The following is a 15,662-nucleotide window of genomic DNA, read 5'->3' as shown; positions in this document are numbered from 1 at the left end:
CTGTTTAGGACCATGTGCTAAATTGATCCGGCGCGGCGCCAAAAGGGCGCGACCCCCTGCGCATATGGAGACAGGCGATGGACCAGATTCTGACGGCGGCATTGACGCTGGCCGGAGTCACGCTGACTTTCGTCGGACTTGCCTATGCCATCTGGCGGTCGCGGCATCCGCGCGCCGCCACGGCCGCCCCCGGCCCTGCCCCGCGCGCCGCGCGCGAATATCGCTTGCCGAAACTGTCGCGCCGGGCCGAAGCTCCGCCCGACGACGTCGAAATCTCACCGTCGCGGCTCGCGCGAATCCGCCGCCAGACGCCGCCGGACATGGTTGATGAGAGCGGCTATGACTCCGCGCCCGACGCGGCTGCGCCCCTGGAGGCCGCATCGCCCGCCGCGATCGAAACGACGCTCGAAACGATCGCCTCCGAAGTCGCGGAGCAGGCGCACCGGATCGAGCGCGACGAGGCCGAAACCGTCGCGCTTCGCCTCCTTCCCCAAATTCCACCGCGCGATGCGATTTCAACCAACAGCTGGCTGGGCGGCCGCCCGCGACTCGCGGCGGGCATGGCGTGGCCCCGGATCGACGACCAGCCGGTCGATTTCCTCGCGCAGATCGATTGCACCGACCTGCCCGCCGACCTGTGGGGCGGGCTGGGGCCGCGCGAAGGGGCGCTCGCCTTTTTCATCCATCGCCGCAAGCCCGAGGTGCGCGTCCTGCATCTTCGCGACACCGGCATGCCGACCCAGCCCCCGTTCGCGCTCAACGATGCCGAAGGCTGGTTCGGTCCCCATGGGGGTCTCGGCCAAGGCGACCTTGCGCCCTTCGCTATCCGCGCCTTTCCCGAATGGCCCGTCGATCTGGTCGCCGTGCGCGCGGGCGATCCCGATCCGCGCGACGCGGACGATGCCCAGGTGGCGGGCGGCGAGCGCGCCGATCGCGGCTATGACATCGCCGATCCCGCCTTTCATCCTTTCGACTGGGGCAGCATGACCGCGATGGTCGCGCTCCTCGAAATGCGGCTCGGCGGGCTCGAACAGGACGCGGCGGCGAACATGGACGATGACGAGGCATCGAACCAGTGCGCCGCGATCAACCGCGACGCCTGCGAACGCGCGCGCGAGATCATCGCTATCGTCCACGACAGCGCGGCGCGCGACAGCTTCTCGCCCGGCGACGCGACCGCGGTGATGGCAGCGCTGCACGCGATCCGCTGGGCCAAGGCGGTTCGCACCGTCGATCCCGAAACCGGCGCCGAGCGGATCGAGATGATCACGCTGCCGCTGACGACGCATCGCCCCGACGCCGATCTTTGGGTTCAGGATTATCGGACGATCCTGTTTGACCGCGCCAAGCACGCCTGGTGCGCCAACCCCGACAATCTGTCGGCGCCGGCGCGCGCATTCTATGAACCCCGGTGGCGCGCGATGGCGGCGTCCGAGATGGCGGCGATGGGCGGCGAACCGGTTCGCCCCCTGCCCGGTTTTGACGCCGGCCGCGACGTGGTGTTGCTCGAACTGCCGAGCAGCGGGCTGATGAGCCGGAAATTCGGCGAAGACGCCGATCTGGTCGTGACCATCGACCGGGCCGATTTGGCGATCGGGAATTTTTCGAAGGTGCGGGCGCAGCTCGGCAGCTAGGTCAATCTTCTTCCTGAATAGCTTTGCGATTGACGTTCCGGTCAACTTGCAGCGCTCCGTGCCGCAGCCTAATCATGATGCGATAACGCAGTGGGAGAGCTTGATTTATGGCACGCATCGCAATCGTCACCGGCGGCAGCCGCGGCATCGGGGAAGCGATTTCGCTGAAGCTGAAGGAACAGGGCGTCACCGTCGTCGCCAACTATGCCGGCAATGACGAAAAGGCGCGCGAATTCACTGACCGGACCGGCATCGCCGCGCGCAAATGGGACGTCGGCGACCATCAGGCGTGCCTCGACAATTGCGCCGCCATCGCCGGGGAATTCGGCGCGATCGACATCGTCGTCAACAACGCCGGCATCACCCGCGACGGCACGCTTGCGCGCATGAGCTACGACGATTGGGACGATGTGATGCGCGTCAACCTCGGCGGCTGTTTCAACATGGCGAAGGCGACCTTTGCCGGCATGGTCGAGCGCGGCTGGGGCCGCATCGTCAACATCGGGTCGATCAACGGGCAGGCGGGCCAATATGGCCAGGTCAATTATGCCGCCGCCAAGTCGGGCATCCACGGCTTCACCAAGGCGCTCGCGCAGGAAGGCGCGAAGAAGGGCGTCACGGTGAACGCGATCGCGCCGGGCTATATCGACACCGACATGGTCGCCGCGGTGCCGGCGCCGGTGCTCGAAAAGATCGTCGCCAAGATTCCGGTCGGGCGTCTGGGGCAGGCCGACGAGATCGCGCGCGGGGTAGCGTTCCTGTGCAGCGAGGATGCGGGCTTCGTCACCGGATCGACGATGTCGATCAATGGCGGGCAGCATATGTATTGACGGGCCGAGGGCGGCGATCCGAAAGATCGCCGCCCCGTCTGACGTCTTGGCGGCGGCTTTGCCGTCGCCGCTCACTCTACCCCGTAACGCGTTCGCCCCTGGTTCCTTCTTTGCGACGTCGAAAGGAAGAACGGCGCTTCGACAAGCTCGGCACGAACGGAACAAGAGGGTGGTCTCAAATCTCTGGCCCACCCTCTCCAACCCTCACTCCACCGTCACCCCGACCACGCGCCAGCTTCCGCCCTCGCGCACCAGCGACAGCGTCTCGATCGCGCCCGTCTTGTTCGCATAGTCGGTGCGGAACTTGACCATCTGATAGCCATAGGGCGGCGCGGGCACCGACTCGTCGCTCATCAGAACCCGCGACTTAACCGGCCCCAGCGGCCTCTGCACCTGTTGCGCGACCCGCGCCCAGGTCTCGACCGAGTTGAGCGCCTTGAACGATTGGCCGGTCGCCTCCCAGCTGCCGTTCCAGTCGCCCTTCTCGACCAGCGCGAGCCAGTCGCGCGCCGCCGCGACCGCAGGGCTTTCGGCGGGCGCGGTCGACGGCGCCGCCGCGGGCGTGTCGGCGGTGCCGGTCATCGAGGAAAAAGCGAACAGGGCCAAGCTAAGCGACATCAGAAGACCTCCAACGAGCCAGCCGAGCGGCCGCACCATGCGGGGCGCCTCGGCGGGTGTCGTCCGGTCTTCCACATCGGGTAGGGCAGCGGCTTCTCCCAAAGCCTTGTCCGCCAATATTTGAGGGGTCCGGTGCTCGATCTCGCGCAGCTGGCGCGCCGCCTCGCGACTGCTCGACACCGCCATCTTGCGCCGCGCGTCGCGCAGCCTTTCGTTGATCGTATGGACCGACAGCCCGAGATGCCGCGCCATCGACTTGGCGTCATAGCCGCTGACAAGCAGCCGCAGCGTCTCTTTCTCCTTTTCGGTGAGAGTGTGGATTCCCGCGGTCATCGGCGTGCCTGTTTCGCTTCCATTCGCGCGCCAATCTAGGCGCCGCCCGAATCGCGGTCACCCCCAAATAAATCGTACCCCTCGCCGGACAGGCGTTATAAATCCGGACCATGGCGCCGCCGCTTCATCCCCCGGTCAAACGTTCGGTGACGATCGCCGGCCATCCGACCTCGATCAGCCTCGAGCCCGTCTTCTGGGACGCGCTCGAAGCCGAAGCGGTGCGGCAGGCGCTGCCGGTCAACGCGCTCGTCGCGCGGATCGATGTCGAACGGATGGAGGCGGAGGACCCGCCGAACCTGACCTCGGCGATCCGGCAATGGCTGTGGCGGGGGCGACCCGATCAGATGGCGCCGTAAACCGCCAGCCCGAACGCCGCGCCCTTGTCGGGGGCGTGATGCAGGAAGAGCGACGGCTCGATCAACTCGAGTTCCATGATGTGGAGCGTTCCCGCCGCATCGCCGACCATGTCGACGCGCGCATAGACCGGCGGTGCGGGCGCGGCCGCCAGCGCGGCGGCGGCGAGGCGCTGCGCTGCGTCGCTCGCGTCCCACACCGTCTCGCGCCCGCCGAACTGTTCCTGCACGCGAAAGTCGCCCGATGCCGGGCGCTTGACGATCGCGTGGCTGAATTTGCCGGCGAAGAAGAAGAGCGAAAATTCGCCTTCGGTGAGGATGCCCTGCATCAGCGGCTGGACGAGCCGGCGCTGGCCGAGCGCGTCGGCGGGGATCGGCGTGCCGGGCGCGACGCGGTGCGTGCCGTCGGCGCCGCCCGAAATCGCGGGCTTGATCACGACTTCGTCGACCCCGAGCTCGGCCATCGCTTCGGCGAGGCGCGCGTCGTCGAGCGCATCGACCTCGACCGTCGGCACGACCGCGACGCCCTTTGCGCCGAGCTCGGCGAGATAGGCCTTGTCGCTGTTCCAGCGCAGCACCGGCACCGGATTGACCACCGGCAGGCCTTCGCTCTCTATCCGGTCGAGCAAAGCATACCAGGCCGCGACATCGCGCTGATAACCCCAGGCAAAGAGCGGCAGCACGAGGTCATAACCGGTAAGATCGCCCGGATCGGTCCACACGCGCTGCTCGACGATCAGCCCGGCCGCGGTCAGCGCCGCCGCCTTGCGGGCGAAGGCGGGCTGCCACTTTTCTTCATAATCGGGCGCCGGGATCAGGATCGCGACGCGGGGCTGGAACGGCATGGAGGGGAAGCTTTCCTGAAGCCCCTCCCCTTCAGGGGAGGGCCTTATTTGATTACCGCGCCAACAATCCGCGCGCCTGCCCGGCGATGTGCGACAGCATCGCGCCATTGGGGTTCGGAATCATCCGCGCGCGGTCGACGGTGCTGCGGAACTGTTCGACGCGCGGGGCATGGTCGGCGAGCCATTTGGTCACCGCCGCGTCGAGATCGCCCTTCGGCAGCTGGCCAAGGAAGGCCAGCCGCATCTGCTGGAAATCGCGCGCGAGGCTGTTGACGAGCAGGCGTTCCCACGGATCGGCGGGGCTCATATGCGCCGCGAGCGTTTGCGCCCAGTCGAGCCCGAGCGCTTCGCCCAGATGGGTGAAGGCGCGCGTCACCGCGACCTCGTCGTCGCCGCGGCGTTCGGCGAGGTCGACGATGCCGATCGCGCCGTCGGTCTTGAACAGCCGGACGACCGCGGCGGTCAGCGTCTCGGGCGCCCCGGCGTCGAGCAATTGCTGCGCGAGCATATCCCACTGGCGCTTGACCGACGGGCTGAGCAGCGCGTCGACGCCCGCGGTCAGGCGATCGACGCCCGGCTCGAGCCGCGCGACGACAGGGCCCGGCTGCGACAGGCTCTGGGTGACGCGGAGGAGATCGGCCATCTGCGAGGTCATCGCCGACGACGCTTGCGCGAAGAGCGACAGGCGGACGCCCTCGTCGATCTTGGCTTCGTCGAGCGCCTCCCAGATCGCCGGCATGTCGAGCAGGCGTTCGACCGCAACGAACGCTGCGGCGATGTCGCCGAGCGCGCAGCCTTCTTCCTCGACCAGCTCGAACGGATGGACGATGCCCATGCGGTTGATGATGCGGTTCGCGATCTTGGTCGCGATGATTTCGCGGCGCAGCTGGTGATCGGCGATCGCCGGCGCGAAGTCGCGCTGCATCTCGTCAGGGAAGGCCGCAGCGAGGTCGCCGCCAAGCGCCGGATCGTCGGGCAGGTCGCTGTTCTCGATCGCGTCCTGCAGCGCGAGCTTCGCGGTCGAGAGCAGCACCGCGAGTTCGGGGCGCGTCAGCCCGCGCCCTTCGCCCGCGCGGCGGAGGAGCTCGTCGTTCGCGGCGAGCCCCTCGACCTTGCGGTCGAGCCGGCCGGCGCCCTCGAACGTCTCCATGATCCGCACCAGCGACGGCACCGCCGCAGAGCCGCCCTTTTCGGCGATCGACAGCGCGAGTGCCTGGAGCCGGTTATCCTCGAGCACGAGATCCGACACATTGTCGGTCATGCGCACGAGGAGCGCGTCGCGGTCGTCCTGGCTGAGGCGCCCTTCGGCCATCTCGCGATTGAGCGCGATCTTGATATTGACCTCGTTATCCGAGCAGTCGACGCCCGCGCTGTTGTCGATGAAGTCGGTGTTGATCCGCCCGCCCTTCGCCGCGAAGGCGATGCGCGCGGCCTGCGTCACGCCGAGGTTCGCGCCCTCGCCGACCGCCTTGACGCGCAGATCCTCGGCATCGACGCGCAACGCGTCGTTCGCGGGATCGCCGACCTCGGCATTATTCTGGCTCGCGGCCTTCACATAGGTGCCGATACCGCCGAACCAGAGCAGGTCGACTGGCGCCTTCAGGATAGCCGAGATCAGCGAGCCCGGGTCGATTTCGCTGACCGACAGGCCGAGCAGCGCCTGCACCTCGGGGGAGAGCGGTATGCTCTTCTGGCTGCGCGGGAAGACGCCGCCGCCCTTCGAGATCAGCTTCTTGTCATAATCGTCCCAGCTCGAACGCGGCAGGTTGAACATCCGGTCGCGTTCTTTCCAGCTTTTCGCCGGATCGGGATCGGGGTCGAGGAAGATATGGCGGTGGTCGAAGGCAGCGGTGAGCTGGATCGCCTTCGACAGCAGCATGCCGTTGCCGAATACGTCGCCCGACATGTCGCCGCAACCGGCGACGCGGATCGTGTCGGTCTGCACGTCGACGCCCATTTCGGCGAAGTGGCGCTGGACCGAAATCCACGCGCCCTTGGCGGTGATGCCCATCGCCTTGTGGTCATAACCCTTCGACCCGCCGCTCGCGAACGCATCGCCGAGCCAGAAATCGCGCTCCATCGCGAGCGCATTGGCGACGTCGGAGAAGGTCGCGGTCCCCTTGTCGGCGGCGACGACAAAATAAGGATCGTCGCCGTCGAGGATTGCCACGCCCTTCGGATGCACGACCTTGCCGCCGACCAGATTGTCGGTGATCGACAGGAGCGAGCGGATGAAGATGCGATAGCATTCGGTGCCCTCGGCGAACCAGGCGTCGCGGTCGAGCGACACGTCGGGCAGCGCCTTGGGATAGAAGCCGCCCTTCGCGCCGGTCGGCACGATGACGGCGTTCTTGACGCGCTGCGCCTTCATCAGGCCGAGAATTTCGGTGCGGAAGTCGTCGCGGCGATCGGACCAGCGCAGCCCGCCGCGCGCGACCGGGCCGGCGCGCAGATGGACGCCCTCGACGCGCGGCGAATAGACCCACACCTCGCGCCACGGCAGCGGCTTGGGCAGGCCGGGGACGAGGCTCGAATCGATCTTGAACGCCAGCGCTTCCTCGGCCGCAGGGGCGAAGGCGTTGGTGCGCAGCGTCGCACCGATCACCGCGTGGAACAGGCGCAGGATGCGATCCTCGTCGATCGACTTGATGTCGGCGAAGTCGGCGAGGATCTCGGCTTCGAGCGCCTCGGCGCGCTTGGCATCGCGCGCCTTGGGGTCGTGGAGAGCACGGAAACGCTCGATCAGCGCCGCCGTCAGCTTGGGCGCATGGCGCAGCGCGCTGACCACCGTGTCCATGCCATAGGCCGAGCCGCCCTGCCGCAAATAGCGGAACCAGGCGCGCAGCCACACGATCGCGCGCGGGTCGGTCTGGTTGGTGAGCACCAATTCGTTGAACGCGTCATTCTCGGCGCGGCCTCCCAGCACCGCCGTGATCGCGCCTTCGAGCACCTCGGCATAAGGAAGCAGCGCGAGCTCGTCGACATTGGCGGGCAGCCGCAGCGTGAAATCGTGGATGACGATCGCCGACTCGTCTTCGTCCTCGGCGCCCGGCGTGCGGCCTTGCAGCGTGGTCGGGATTTCCTCGAGCACTTCGAAGCCGAAATGTTCGAGCGCGGGAACGACGTCGGACAGCGCCAGCGGGCCGGCGGCGCTGTAGACCTTGAGCCGCAGCCGGTCGTCGCCGTCGAGGCTCTTCCGCGCGAGCCGCACGCTGCGCGGATTGCCCGCGTCGAGATCGCGCAGGCGCAGGATGTCGCGCGCGGCTTCCTCGGGGTTATAGAGGTTGCGGTAGTTGGGCGGGAAAGTCGGCGCAAAGCGCGCCGCGAGCGCCGCCGCGCGGCCCGGGTCGCCGCGCTTCGCCAGCGCCGCCTCGACCTCGGGCTGCCAGCCGCGCACCATCTGTTCGAGCTGCGCGTTGAGCGCCTCGGTATCGGGAACGACGCCGCCGCTCCTGAGGTCGAGCGTATAGCGCAGCAGTGCCGCACCGCCGTCTTCGAGCACCATCGTCCAGCCGATGACTCCCGCTTTGGCCTCGCGCACCAACAGGCTCTCGACCGCGAGGCGGCGGCCGGTCGAGACTTCGTCGCGCGGCAGCCAGACGAAGGCGAACAGGTGGCGGCCGAGCGCGCTCTGCACCGTCACCAGCTTGGGCCGCGGCCGATCGGTGATCGACATCGAGGTCAGCACCAAGGCTTCGAGCGAAGCCGAGTCGAACGCGATCAGCAAATCATGCGGAAGCGCGGTGAGCGCATGGGCGAGCGCCTTGCCCGCATGGCCCGTCGGATCGAAGCCGAATTTCGCCATCAGTGCTTCGAGCTGCGCGCGCAGCACCGGCACCTTTGCCGGCGGCGACGACAAGGCCTGACTGGTCCACAGGCCGGCGTGGATCGACAGGCGTTCGACCTTATTTCCCTTCAATTCTGGGACAACGACGAGGTCAAGCAGCACGCGGCGATGGACCGCCGACAGCCGGTTCGACTTGATCAGCAGCGGCGCGTGGCCTCCCCCCGCTTTTTCCCGGGCGTCGAACCAGGCAAAGGCGGCTTCGAGCGCCGCGGGCGACAGGAGCTGGCTGTCGCTGCTCTCGCTGATGCCCAGCGGATCCTGTGCCTTGCCATCGCGCGTGCGCCATTCGTGGCCGAGCTGGGTCATCGATCCGCCCTCGAACCAGCGCAGCAGCTCGGCGCCTTCGCCGTCGACGCGCATCGCGGCGTCGGCGAGCATCGCGGCGCGCATCGCTCGCCAGTCGCGCACCGCGGCGCGCACGTCGCGCAGCGCCGCTTCGAGGCCGTCGAGCAGGCGCCGACGCGCGCGCGCGTCGCCGCGCTCGAGTTCCATATAAATGACCGACTCACGCGTTCCGCCTTCGCCGGCTTCCTGCAGATGCCCCTTCGCATCGCGCTTCACCGCGACGACGGGGTGAAGGATGCGGTGAACGGCGAGCCCCTGCGCCGCGACCGCCTGCGAAGTCGAATCGACGAGGAAGGGCATGTCGTCGTTGATGATGGCAAGCCGCATCCGGCGATCGGTGCCGTCGGCGGCGATCGGTTCGAGCAGCAGCGACGGCGTTTCGGCGGTGCGGTCGAGCGCGGCGCGCGCTGCGAACTGGCTCGCGTCGGCCAGTGCGGCCTCGTCCATATCGTCGCCCTCGCCCGGCAGCGCGCTGCCGGCGAGCGCGGCCAGATAGGCGGCGGAGACTTTTGGGGGGATTTTGACGGTGGAGGGGGTCGGCGTGTCCGTTTCCGGCGTATCGGACAGTTTCTGAGACATAAAATGCAGCATCCCGAACCAAAGAGGGGGATCCCAGCCGACGATCGGCGGGGGTCCGTTCGCTGCGCCTCCTATGCGCCCGAGCGGCGCGCGGCTCAAGGCCTCGTTCGCGGCCCCGCGTAAAAATATTTCAATTTTGGGATTGTCTGTTGCGTGAACGCTATCAAGCGCCGTTCAGCCGCCGGGGGTAATCGCGACCGCCTTTTTCGCGAGTTTCGCGACCAGCGCCGGATCGTCGGCCGCCTTGGCGACGATCCCGATATGGCCGCCGGGCATCGCGCGCGCGATCAGCACGACGAATTCGGCGTCGCCGGCATCATGTTCGAGGATCAGTGCGGGCTGCGCGCGGCGCAGCGCTTCGAGCTTCGCGTTCGCCCGCTCGCCGCTCTCAGCCGGCTTGCGGCGCGCACGCGCGTCCTTGACGAGACCCTTGAGCCCGCCCGGATAGCGATCGAGATAGGCGGCGAGTTCGCCGCGACCGACCGCCTGATCCTTTGCGTGGCCGAGCACGCAGGCATATTCGGCGACCCGCGTCTTGTCATAGGCGGCGCCGAAGACCAGCTTCACGATCGGCGTCATCGGCGCGCGATCCTGCACCGTCAGCCCGGCGTCGTCGAGCAGCGCGGCGAAGGCTTCGGGCTGCGCGTCGGCCGCCAGCGCGAAATCCCATGCCTTGCCGACCGCCTGATAGAGCGCACCACGGCTCCGGCTGTCGGCGGCGACGGCCCGCTCGGCGGTTTCGCGCGCGAGCGCGAGCCAGTCGGCGAGTTCGGCGTCCGCGCCCGGATCGGCCGCGACATCGTCGTCGACCGACAGGTCGACAGAAAAATCACCCTCGCCCTGCAGCGCGGCAAAGCCGGGAGCGGCGTCGACATCGTCGCCCAGATGCCCCGAGTCGGGGCCGTCGGCCCACACCGGCACCGGCGCGGTCAGCGGTGCGGCGCTGCGCAGCGCTTGTTCGACCGACAATTGCAGTTCCTCGGCCTGATCGGCGGGGGCCGCTTCCTTCCAGTTGATCACCCCCATGATGAAATCGATCGTGTCGTCGTCGGACGAAAAGGGCAGCAATATGCCGCGGTACATGATCGTGACGCCGCGATCGCTCTCATACTCGGCCTCGAAGCCGATCGGCGCGCGGTTGGCGATGATCTGCAGATAATGGTCGGTCAGGCGTGACAGCAGCGAACGGCCGGGAATCTGGCTGATATAATGGACATCCTCGTCGATCTGCGACTCGGTACGAAGGGTCTCGCCGATATAGGCCAAGCCCGGATTTTCGACGCCCGCGGTAAAGTCGAGCAGCACCGAATAAGGCCCGAAATCGGCGCTCTCGAGATCGAGGTCCTCGACCGAAGGATAAGCGCGATCGCCGAGCAGCGACGCCCAGTAATTATAGGCCCTGACCTGCATCCGCCGTTCATCGACGCCGACCGACGCGGGCGCATCGATCGCCCCATCCTCCTGGTCGTGGCTGCCCGAAAGCAGGCCGCGCATGCTGTCCATCATTTATCCCCAGCCATAAATATCGGTAAACCTTATGCACCGGGACTGGTAAAAGCGGCGTAAACGATGGTGGGGGCGCGGCGCCGGGCCCGCGCAGCCTTAACTCGACCAGCCCCCTGCAAGCGCGCGGAACAGCGCGACTTGGCGCCGCGAGATCTGTCCGTCCTGCGCCGCGAGCACCGCTTCGGTTTCGGCGAAGGTGCGTTCGGCGTCGAGCCATTCGAGCGAATCCGACGCGCCTTCCTGCCGCTTCGCGCGCACGATCCGCGCCGCGCGTTCGGCCTGGTCGCGCGCGGCGCGCAGCGCCTGCCTTTGTTCGAGCGACCGTGCGTAGGACGAGAGCGCCGTCTCGGTCTCCTCGAGCGCGCGCAGCACGGTGCCGTCGAATTCGGCGAGGGACGCCTGCGTGTCGGCCTCGGCCGCCGCGATTCGCGCCCGCGCGGGTTCCTGATTCGGGAAGGCCCAGTTGAGCAAAGGGCCGAGCAGCCAGCGCAGCGGCCCTCCGCCGAACACGTCGCCGAAACCGGTACCGGTCGAGCCCGCCGAAGCGCCGAGCGTGATGCGCGGATAGAGATCCGCCGTCGCGACGCCGATGCGCGCGGTGTCGGCGGCGAGGCGGCGCTCGGCGGCGCGAATGTCGGGACGGCGCTTCAATAGCGCCGCCCCATCACCGACCGGGATGGGATCGGTGATTTCGAGGCTGATGTTGCGGTCGCCCGCGATGGCGGGGAGCGCAGCGGGCGCGCGACCGGTCAGAGTCGCGAGGCGGAAAAGTGCAGCCTGCCGCTCGGCCTCGATGGAGGGAATGTCCGCGGCGCGCTGGTCGCGGAGCGTCGTGATGCGCGCAACGTCGAGCCCGGTCGCCATGCCGACCTCCTTGCGCCGCTCGGTGAGTTTCACCTGCTGATCGAGCAGGTCAACGATCCGCCGCGCGACGTCGAGCCGCGCGGCGCCCGATGCGGCGTCCGCATAGGCTTGCGTCGTATCGGCGGCGACGATCACGCGCACCGCGTCGGCGTTGGCTTCGGCGGCTTCGGCGTCGCCGCGCGCGGCCTCGACCGAACGGCTCACGCGGCCGAACAGGTCGGCCTCATAGGAAATATTGGCGCCGACATCGACGGTCCAATCCTCGCGGTCGGCGCCCGGAAGGCGCTGGCCCGCGGGGTTGCGGCCGTAATTGGCACCCGCGCCGATCTCGCCCTGCGGCAGCCGGTCGGCGCGCGCGCCGCGCAGCGCCGCGCGCGCCCTGGCGATGTTCGCGACCGCAACACGCACATCCGTATTGTTGGCGAGCGCATCGGCAACGAGCCCGTCGAGCACGGGATCGTCATAGAGGCGCCACCAGTCGGCCGCGACGGGCGCGAGCGACACCGCGGGACTGTTCGCCGAAACGAAGGCCCCCGTCGCGGCGGGCGCCGACGCCGATTGCGGCGCCTTGTAATCGGGGCCGACCGCGCAGGCGGCGAGCGCGAGCGCCGAAGCGGCGGTGACGAGATTGCGGAGCGTCATTGTTTTTCTCCTTATTCCGCGGGCACGGGCAGCGCCGTGCCATGGTCGTCATCTCCGCGCTTGCGCCGCGCGGCGAACCAGTCGCCGAGCGCGCGGCAGACGACGTAGAAGGTCGGCGTGAAGATAAGGCCGAACGCCGTCACCCCGAGCATGCCGAAGAACACCGCAGTGCCGAGCGCTTGGCGCAGTTCCGCGCCCGCCCCGCTCGCGATGAGCAGCGGTACCGCGCCGAGGATGAAGGCAAAGCTCGTCATCAGGATCGGGCGCAGACGGTCGCGCGCGGCGCGCACCGCGGCGTCGATCGGCGACAGCCCGTCCTGTTCCTCGGCCTGCTTGGCGAATTCGACGATCAGGATCGCATTTTTCGCCGCAAGCGCGATGAGCACGACGAGCCCGATCTGCGTCAGGACGTTGTTGTCCATGCCGCGCAGATTCACCCCGATCATCGCCGCGAGCAGACACATCGGCACGATCAGGATGATCGCCAATGGCAGCACGAGGCTTTCATACTGGGCGGCGAGCACGAGGAAGACGAACAGCACCGCGAGCGCGAAGACGATCCCCGCGGTGTTCGCGGCCGCCTTTTGCTGGAAGGCAATGCCCGTCCATTCGGTGCCGTAACCCGCCGGGAGCGACTCGCTCGCGAGCTTTTCCATCGTCGTCAGCGATGCGCCCGACGACGAACCCGGGGCGGTGTCGCCGTCGATCTCGACCGCGGGGAAGAGGTTGTAGCGCGTGACGCGGTACGGCCCCGTGCGGTCCTCGAAGTTCGCGACCGACCCGATCGGCACCATCGCGCCCGAATCGGACCGCGTGCGCAGGTTCGCGATATCGGAGACGCTCTGGCGGAACGGTGCATCGGCCTGCGCGGTGACGCGGTAGGTGCGGCCGAGCAGGTTGAAGTCGTTCACGAAAGCCGAGCCGAGATAGACCTGCAAGGCCTCGAACACCCGCTCGGGCGGGACGCCGAGCGCATTCGCCTTCGCCCGGTCGATGTCGGCGAAAACGCGCGGATTGGTCGGGTCGAAGAAGGTGAAGACGTTCGCAAGGCCGGGGGTCTGGTTCGCCTTGCCGATCAGATTGTTCACCTCGTTCGCAAGCGCCGCATAGCCGTGGCCGCCGCGATCCTGCACGACCATCCGGTAGCCGCCCGCCGAGCCGATGCCTTGGATCAGCGGCGGCGGGATGATCACGATCTGCGCCTCGGTGATGTCGGCGGTGCGCTTGCGCGCCTCGTTGATGATGTCGTCGAACTTGACGCCCAGCTTCTTGCGCTCCTCGAAGGATTTGAGCGGGAAGTAAGCGGCGGCCGAGTTCGGCGCGAGCGTCTGTGACGGGCCGTCGAAGCCCGCGAGCATCACCGACCCGAGCACACCGTCGACGGGCAGCACGCGCCGCGCGACCTTTTGCAGCACTTCGTCGGTGCGTTCGACCGAAGCGCCCGAAGGCAGCTTGGCGACGACGAGGAAATAGCCCTGGTCCTGCGCCGGAATGAACCCTGTCGGCGTCGCCCAGAACAGCCCGGCGGTTGCGGCGATGAGGCCCGCATAGGTGACCATCATCTTTTTGGGCGCGCGCACCAGCCGTGCGGTGAGCCGCGCATAGCCGTCGCTCATCCGCTCGAACGCGCGGTTGAACGCGTCTCCCGCGCGGCGGAGCATCTGCATGCCCCTGCCCTCGTTCGCCGGCGCCGAATGGCCGCGCAGCAGGATCGCCGCGAGTGCCGGCGACAGGGTCAGCGAGAGGATCAGCGAGATGATCGTCGCGGTCGAGATCGTCACCGCGAACTGCTGATAGAAGGCGCCTGACAGGCCGGTGAGGAACAGGGTCGGGACGAACACCGCGCAGAGTACGAGCACGATCGCGACCAATGCCGCCGACACCTCGTCCATTGAGGTGCGCGCGGCTTCGAGCGCCGACATGCCCTTTTCCAGATTGCGCTCGACATTCTCAACGACGACGATCGCGTCATCGACGACGATGCCGATCGCGAGCACGAGCCCGAAGAGCGACAAATTGTTGAGGCTGTAGCCGACCGCCGCGAGCACCGCGAAGGTGCCGATCAGCGACACCGGGATCGCGAGCACCGGAATGATCGCCGCGCGCCATTTCTGCAGGAAGACAAGGATCACGATCACGACGAGCACGACGGCTTCGAGCAGCGTGTCCATCACCGCGTCGATCGACTGGGCGATGAATTCGGTGGGGTTGTAGATGACGCGATATTCGAGGCCCTTGGGGAAATTCTTTGCCGAAGCCGCCATTTCGGCCTCGACCGCTTCGGCGGCGGCGAGCGCGTTCGACCCCGGGCGCTGGAACACCGCCATGATCACGGTCGGGTCGCCCGAGAGATAGGTGTTGCTGTTATAATCCGACGCGCCGAGCTCGACGCGTGCGACGTCCGACACGCGAACCTGCCGTCCGTCGGCATCGCTGCGGATGACGATATTGGCGAAATCCTTGGGATCGGAGAGGCGGCCCTGCGTTTCGACGTTGAGCTGGAAGTCGCTGCCATTGGCATAGGGGGGCTGGCCGAGCGTACCCGCGGCAACCTGCACATTCTCGCGCCGCAGCGCCGCGACGATCTCGCCCGCGGTCAGGTCGAGCGCGGCGGCGCGGCCGGGATCGATCCACACGCGCATCGCATAGTCGCGGCTGCCGAACAGCCGCACGTCGCCGACGCCGTCGATACGGCTCAAACGGTCGCGGAGCTGGGTCAGCGCGTAGTTGGAGATATAGGCGCGATCGAGCGACTTGTCGGGAGAGACGAGGTTCACGACCATCAGGAAGTCGGGCGACGTCTTGCGCGTCACGACGCCGAGGCGCTGCACCGTTTCGGGCAGGCGCGGGGTTGCGATCGCGACGCGGTTCTGCACCAGCACCTGTGCGGCATCGAGGTCGGTGCCGATCTTGAAGGTGACGGTGATCGTGACGACACCGTCGCCGGTCGACTGGCTGCTCATATAGAGCATATTGTCGACGCCGTTGATTTCCTGCTCGATCGGTGCCGCCACCGTGTCGGCGACGGTTTCGGCCGACGCGCCCGGATAGTTGGCGGTCACGGTCACCGTCGGTGGAACGATGTCGGGATATTGCGACACGGGCAGCCCGATATAGGCGACCGCACCGATGATGGTGATGATGACAGCGAGCACGGCCGCGAAGATCGGCCGGTCGATGAAGAAGCGTGATAGGCGCATGGGAGAGCCCCTGTCTGGAAAACTGTTCTGGTCACCCCTCCCGCGTGCGGGAGGGGTAGCGAGACT

General features: G+C 67.6%; 9 protein-coding genes. 3 read left to right on the top strand and 6 right to left on the bottom strand.

Annotated elements, in window-relative coordinates; all coding sequences use genetic code 11:
* The first annotated feature begins 77 nt into the window (after positions 1–77).
* Both OVY29_RS19035 and phbB read left to right on the top strand, forming a co-directional pair.
* A complete protein-coding gene (locus tag OVY29_RS19035; RefSeq protein WP_313911931.1) occupies positions 78–1,634 on the top strand; it encodes a DUF1963 domain-containing protein in 1,557 nt (518 codons plus the stop codon).
* Between the two features lie 107 nt (positions 1,635–1,741).
* Complete coding sequence (phbB, locus tag OVY29_RS19030) at positions 1,742–2,464, top strand: acetoacetyl-CoA reductase (protein ID WP_037553728.1); 723 nt, start codon at positions 1,742–1,744, stop codon at positions 2,462–2,464.
* Positions 2,465–2,668: 204 nt separating this feature from the next.
* Here the strand turns inward: phbB and OVY29_RS19025 are convergent, their stop codons facing one another.
* A complete protein-coding gene (locus OVY29_RS19025; RefSeq protein ID WP_313911930.1) occupies positions 2,669–3,415 on the bottom strand; it encodes a DUF4019 domain-containing protein in 747 nt (248 codons plus the stop codon).
* Positions 3,416–3,525: 110 nt separating this feature from the next.
* On the opposite strand from OVY29_RS19025, the gene OVY29_RS19020 reads away from it, so the two are divergent.
* Positions 3,526–3,771: a ribbon-helix-helix domain-containing protein gene (locus OVY29_RS19020; RefSeq protein WP_052182016.1), complete on the top strand. Its 246-nt coding sequence runs from the start codon at positions 3,526–3,528 to the stop codon at positions 3,769–3,771.
* Here OVY29_RS19020 and OVY29_RS19015 read toward each other — a convergent pair.
* From OVY29_RS19015 to OVY29_RS18995, 5 genes are all read right to left on the bottom strand, one after another.
* Positions 3,756–4,613 (bottom strand): hypothetical protein, encoded by an 858-nt coding sequence (locus OVY29_RS19015; protein ID WP_313911929.1) that lies wholly within the window; start codon positions 4,611–4,613, stop codon positions 3,756–3,758. The two genes, OVY29_RS19020 and OVY29_RS19015, sit on opposite strands and share 16 nt — an antisense overlap.
* Before the next feature lie 52 nt (positions 4,614–4,665).
* Complete coding sequence (locus tag OVY29_RS19010) at positions 4,666–9,384, bottom strand: NAD-glutamate dehydrogenase (RefSeq protein ID WP_052182025.1); 4,719 nt, start codon at positions 9,382–9,384, stop codon at positions 4,666–4,668.
* A 174-nt stretch (positions 9,385–9,558) separates the two neighbouring features.
* A complete protein-coding gene (locus OVY29_RS19005; RefSeq protein ID WP_313911928.1) occupies positions 9,559–10,878 on the bottom strand; it encodes a hypothetical protein in 1,320 nt (439 codons plus the stop codon).
* Between the two features lie 108 nt (positions 10,879–10,986).
* A complete protein-coding gene (locus OVY29_RS19000; RefSeq protein WP_313911927.1) occupies positions 10,987–12,396 on the bottom strand; it encodes a TolC family protein in 1,410 nt (469 codons plus the stop codon).
* Positions 12,397–12,407: 11 nt separating this feature from the next.
* Positions 12,408–15,596 (bottom strand): multidrug efflux RND transporter permease subunit, encoded by a 3,189-nt coding sequence (locus OVY29_RS18995; protein WP_313911926.1) that lies wholly within the window; start codon positions 15,594–15,596, stop codon positions 12,408–12,410.
* Positions 15,597–15,662 lie beyond the last annotated feature (66 nt).

It is taken from the genome of Sphingopyxis sp. SE2, assembly GCF_032227185.1.
In the GTDB taxonomy this organism is placed as follows: Bacteria; Pseudomonadota; Alphaproteobacteria; order Sphingomonadales; family Sphingomonadaceae; genus Sphingopyxis.
The sequence above is the reverse complement of the archived record's forward strand: the minus strand, read 5'-3'. Positions and strand labels throughout refer to the sequence as shown.

What these genes read in the sequence shown, in the direction of transcription:
- OVY29_RS19000 (WP_313911927.1), bottom strand. Translation starts at nt 12,396, where the DNA reads ATGACGCTCCGCAATCTCGTCACCGCCGCTTCGGCGCTCGCGCTCGCC.
- OVY29_RS19035 (WP_313911931.1), top strand. Translation starts at nt 78, where the DNA reads ATGGACCAGATTCTGACGGCGGCATTGACGCTGGCCGGAGTCACGCTG.
- OVY29_RS19010 (WP_052182025.1), bottom strand. Translation starts at nt 9,384, where the DNA reads ATGTCTCAGAAACTGTCCGATACGCCGGAAACGGACACGCCGACCCCC.
- OVY29_RS19015 (WP_313911929.1), bottom strand. Translation starts at nt 4,613, where the DNA reads ATGCCGTTCCAGCCCCGCGTCGCGATCCTGATCCCGGCGCCCGATTAT.
- OVY29_RS19020 (WP_052182016.1), top strand. Translation starts at nt 3,526, where the DNA reads ATGGCGCCGCCGCTTCATCCCCCGGTCAAACGTTCGGTGACGATCGCC.
- OVY29_RS19025 (WP_313911930.1), bottom strand. Translation starts at nt 3,415, where the DNA reads ATGACCGCGGGAATCCACACTCTCACCGAAAAGGAGAAAGAGACGCTG.
- OVY29_RS19005 (WP_313911928.1), bottom strand. Translation starts at nt 10,878, where the DNA reads ATGCGCGGCCTGCTTTCGGGCAGCCACGACCAGGAGGATGGGGCGATC.
- OVY29_RS18995 (WP_313911926.1), bottom strand. Translation starts at nt 15,596, where the DNA reads ATGCGCCTATCACGCTTCTTCATCGACCGGCCGATCTTCGCGGCCGTG.
- phbB (WP_037553728.1), top strand. Translation starts at nt 1,742, where the DNA reads ATGGCACGCATCGCAATCGTCACCGGCGGCAGCCGCGGCATCGGGGAA.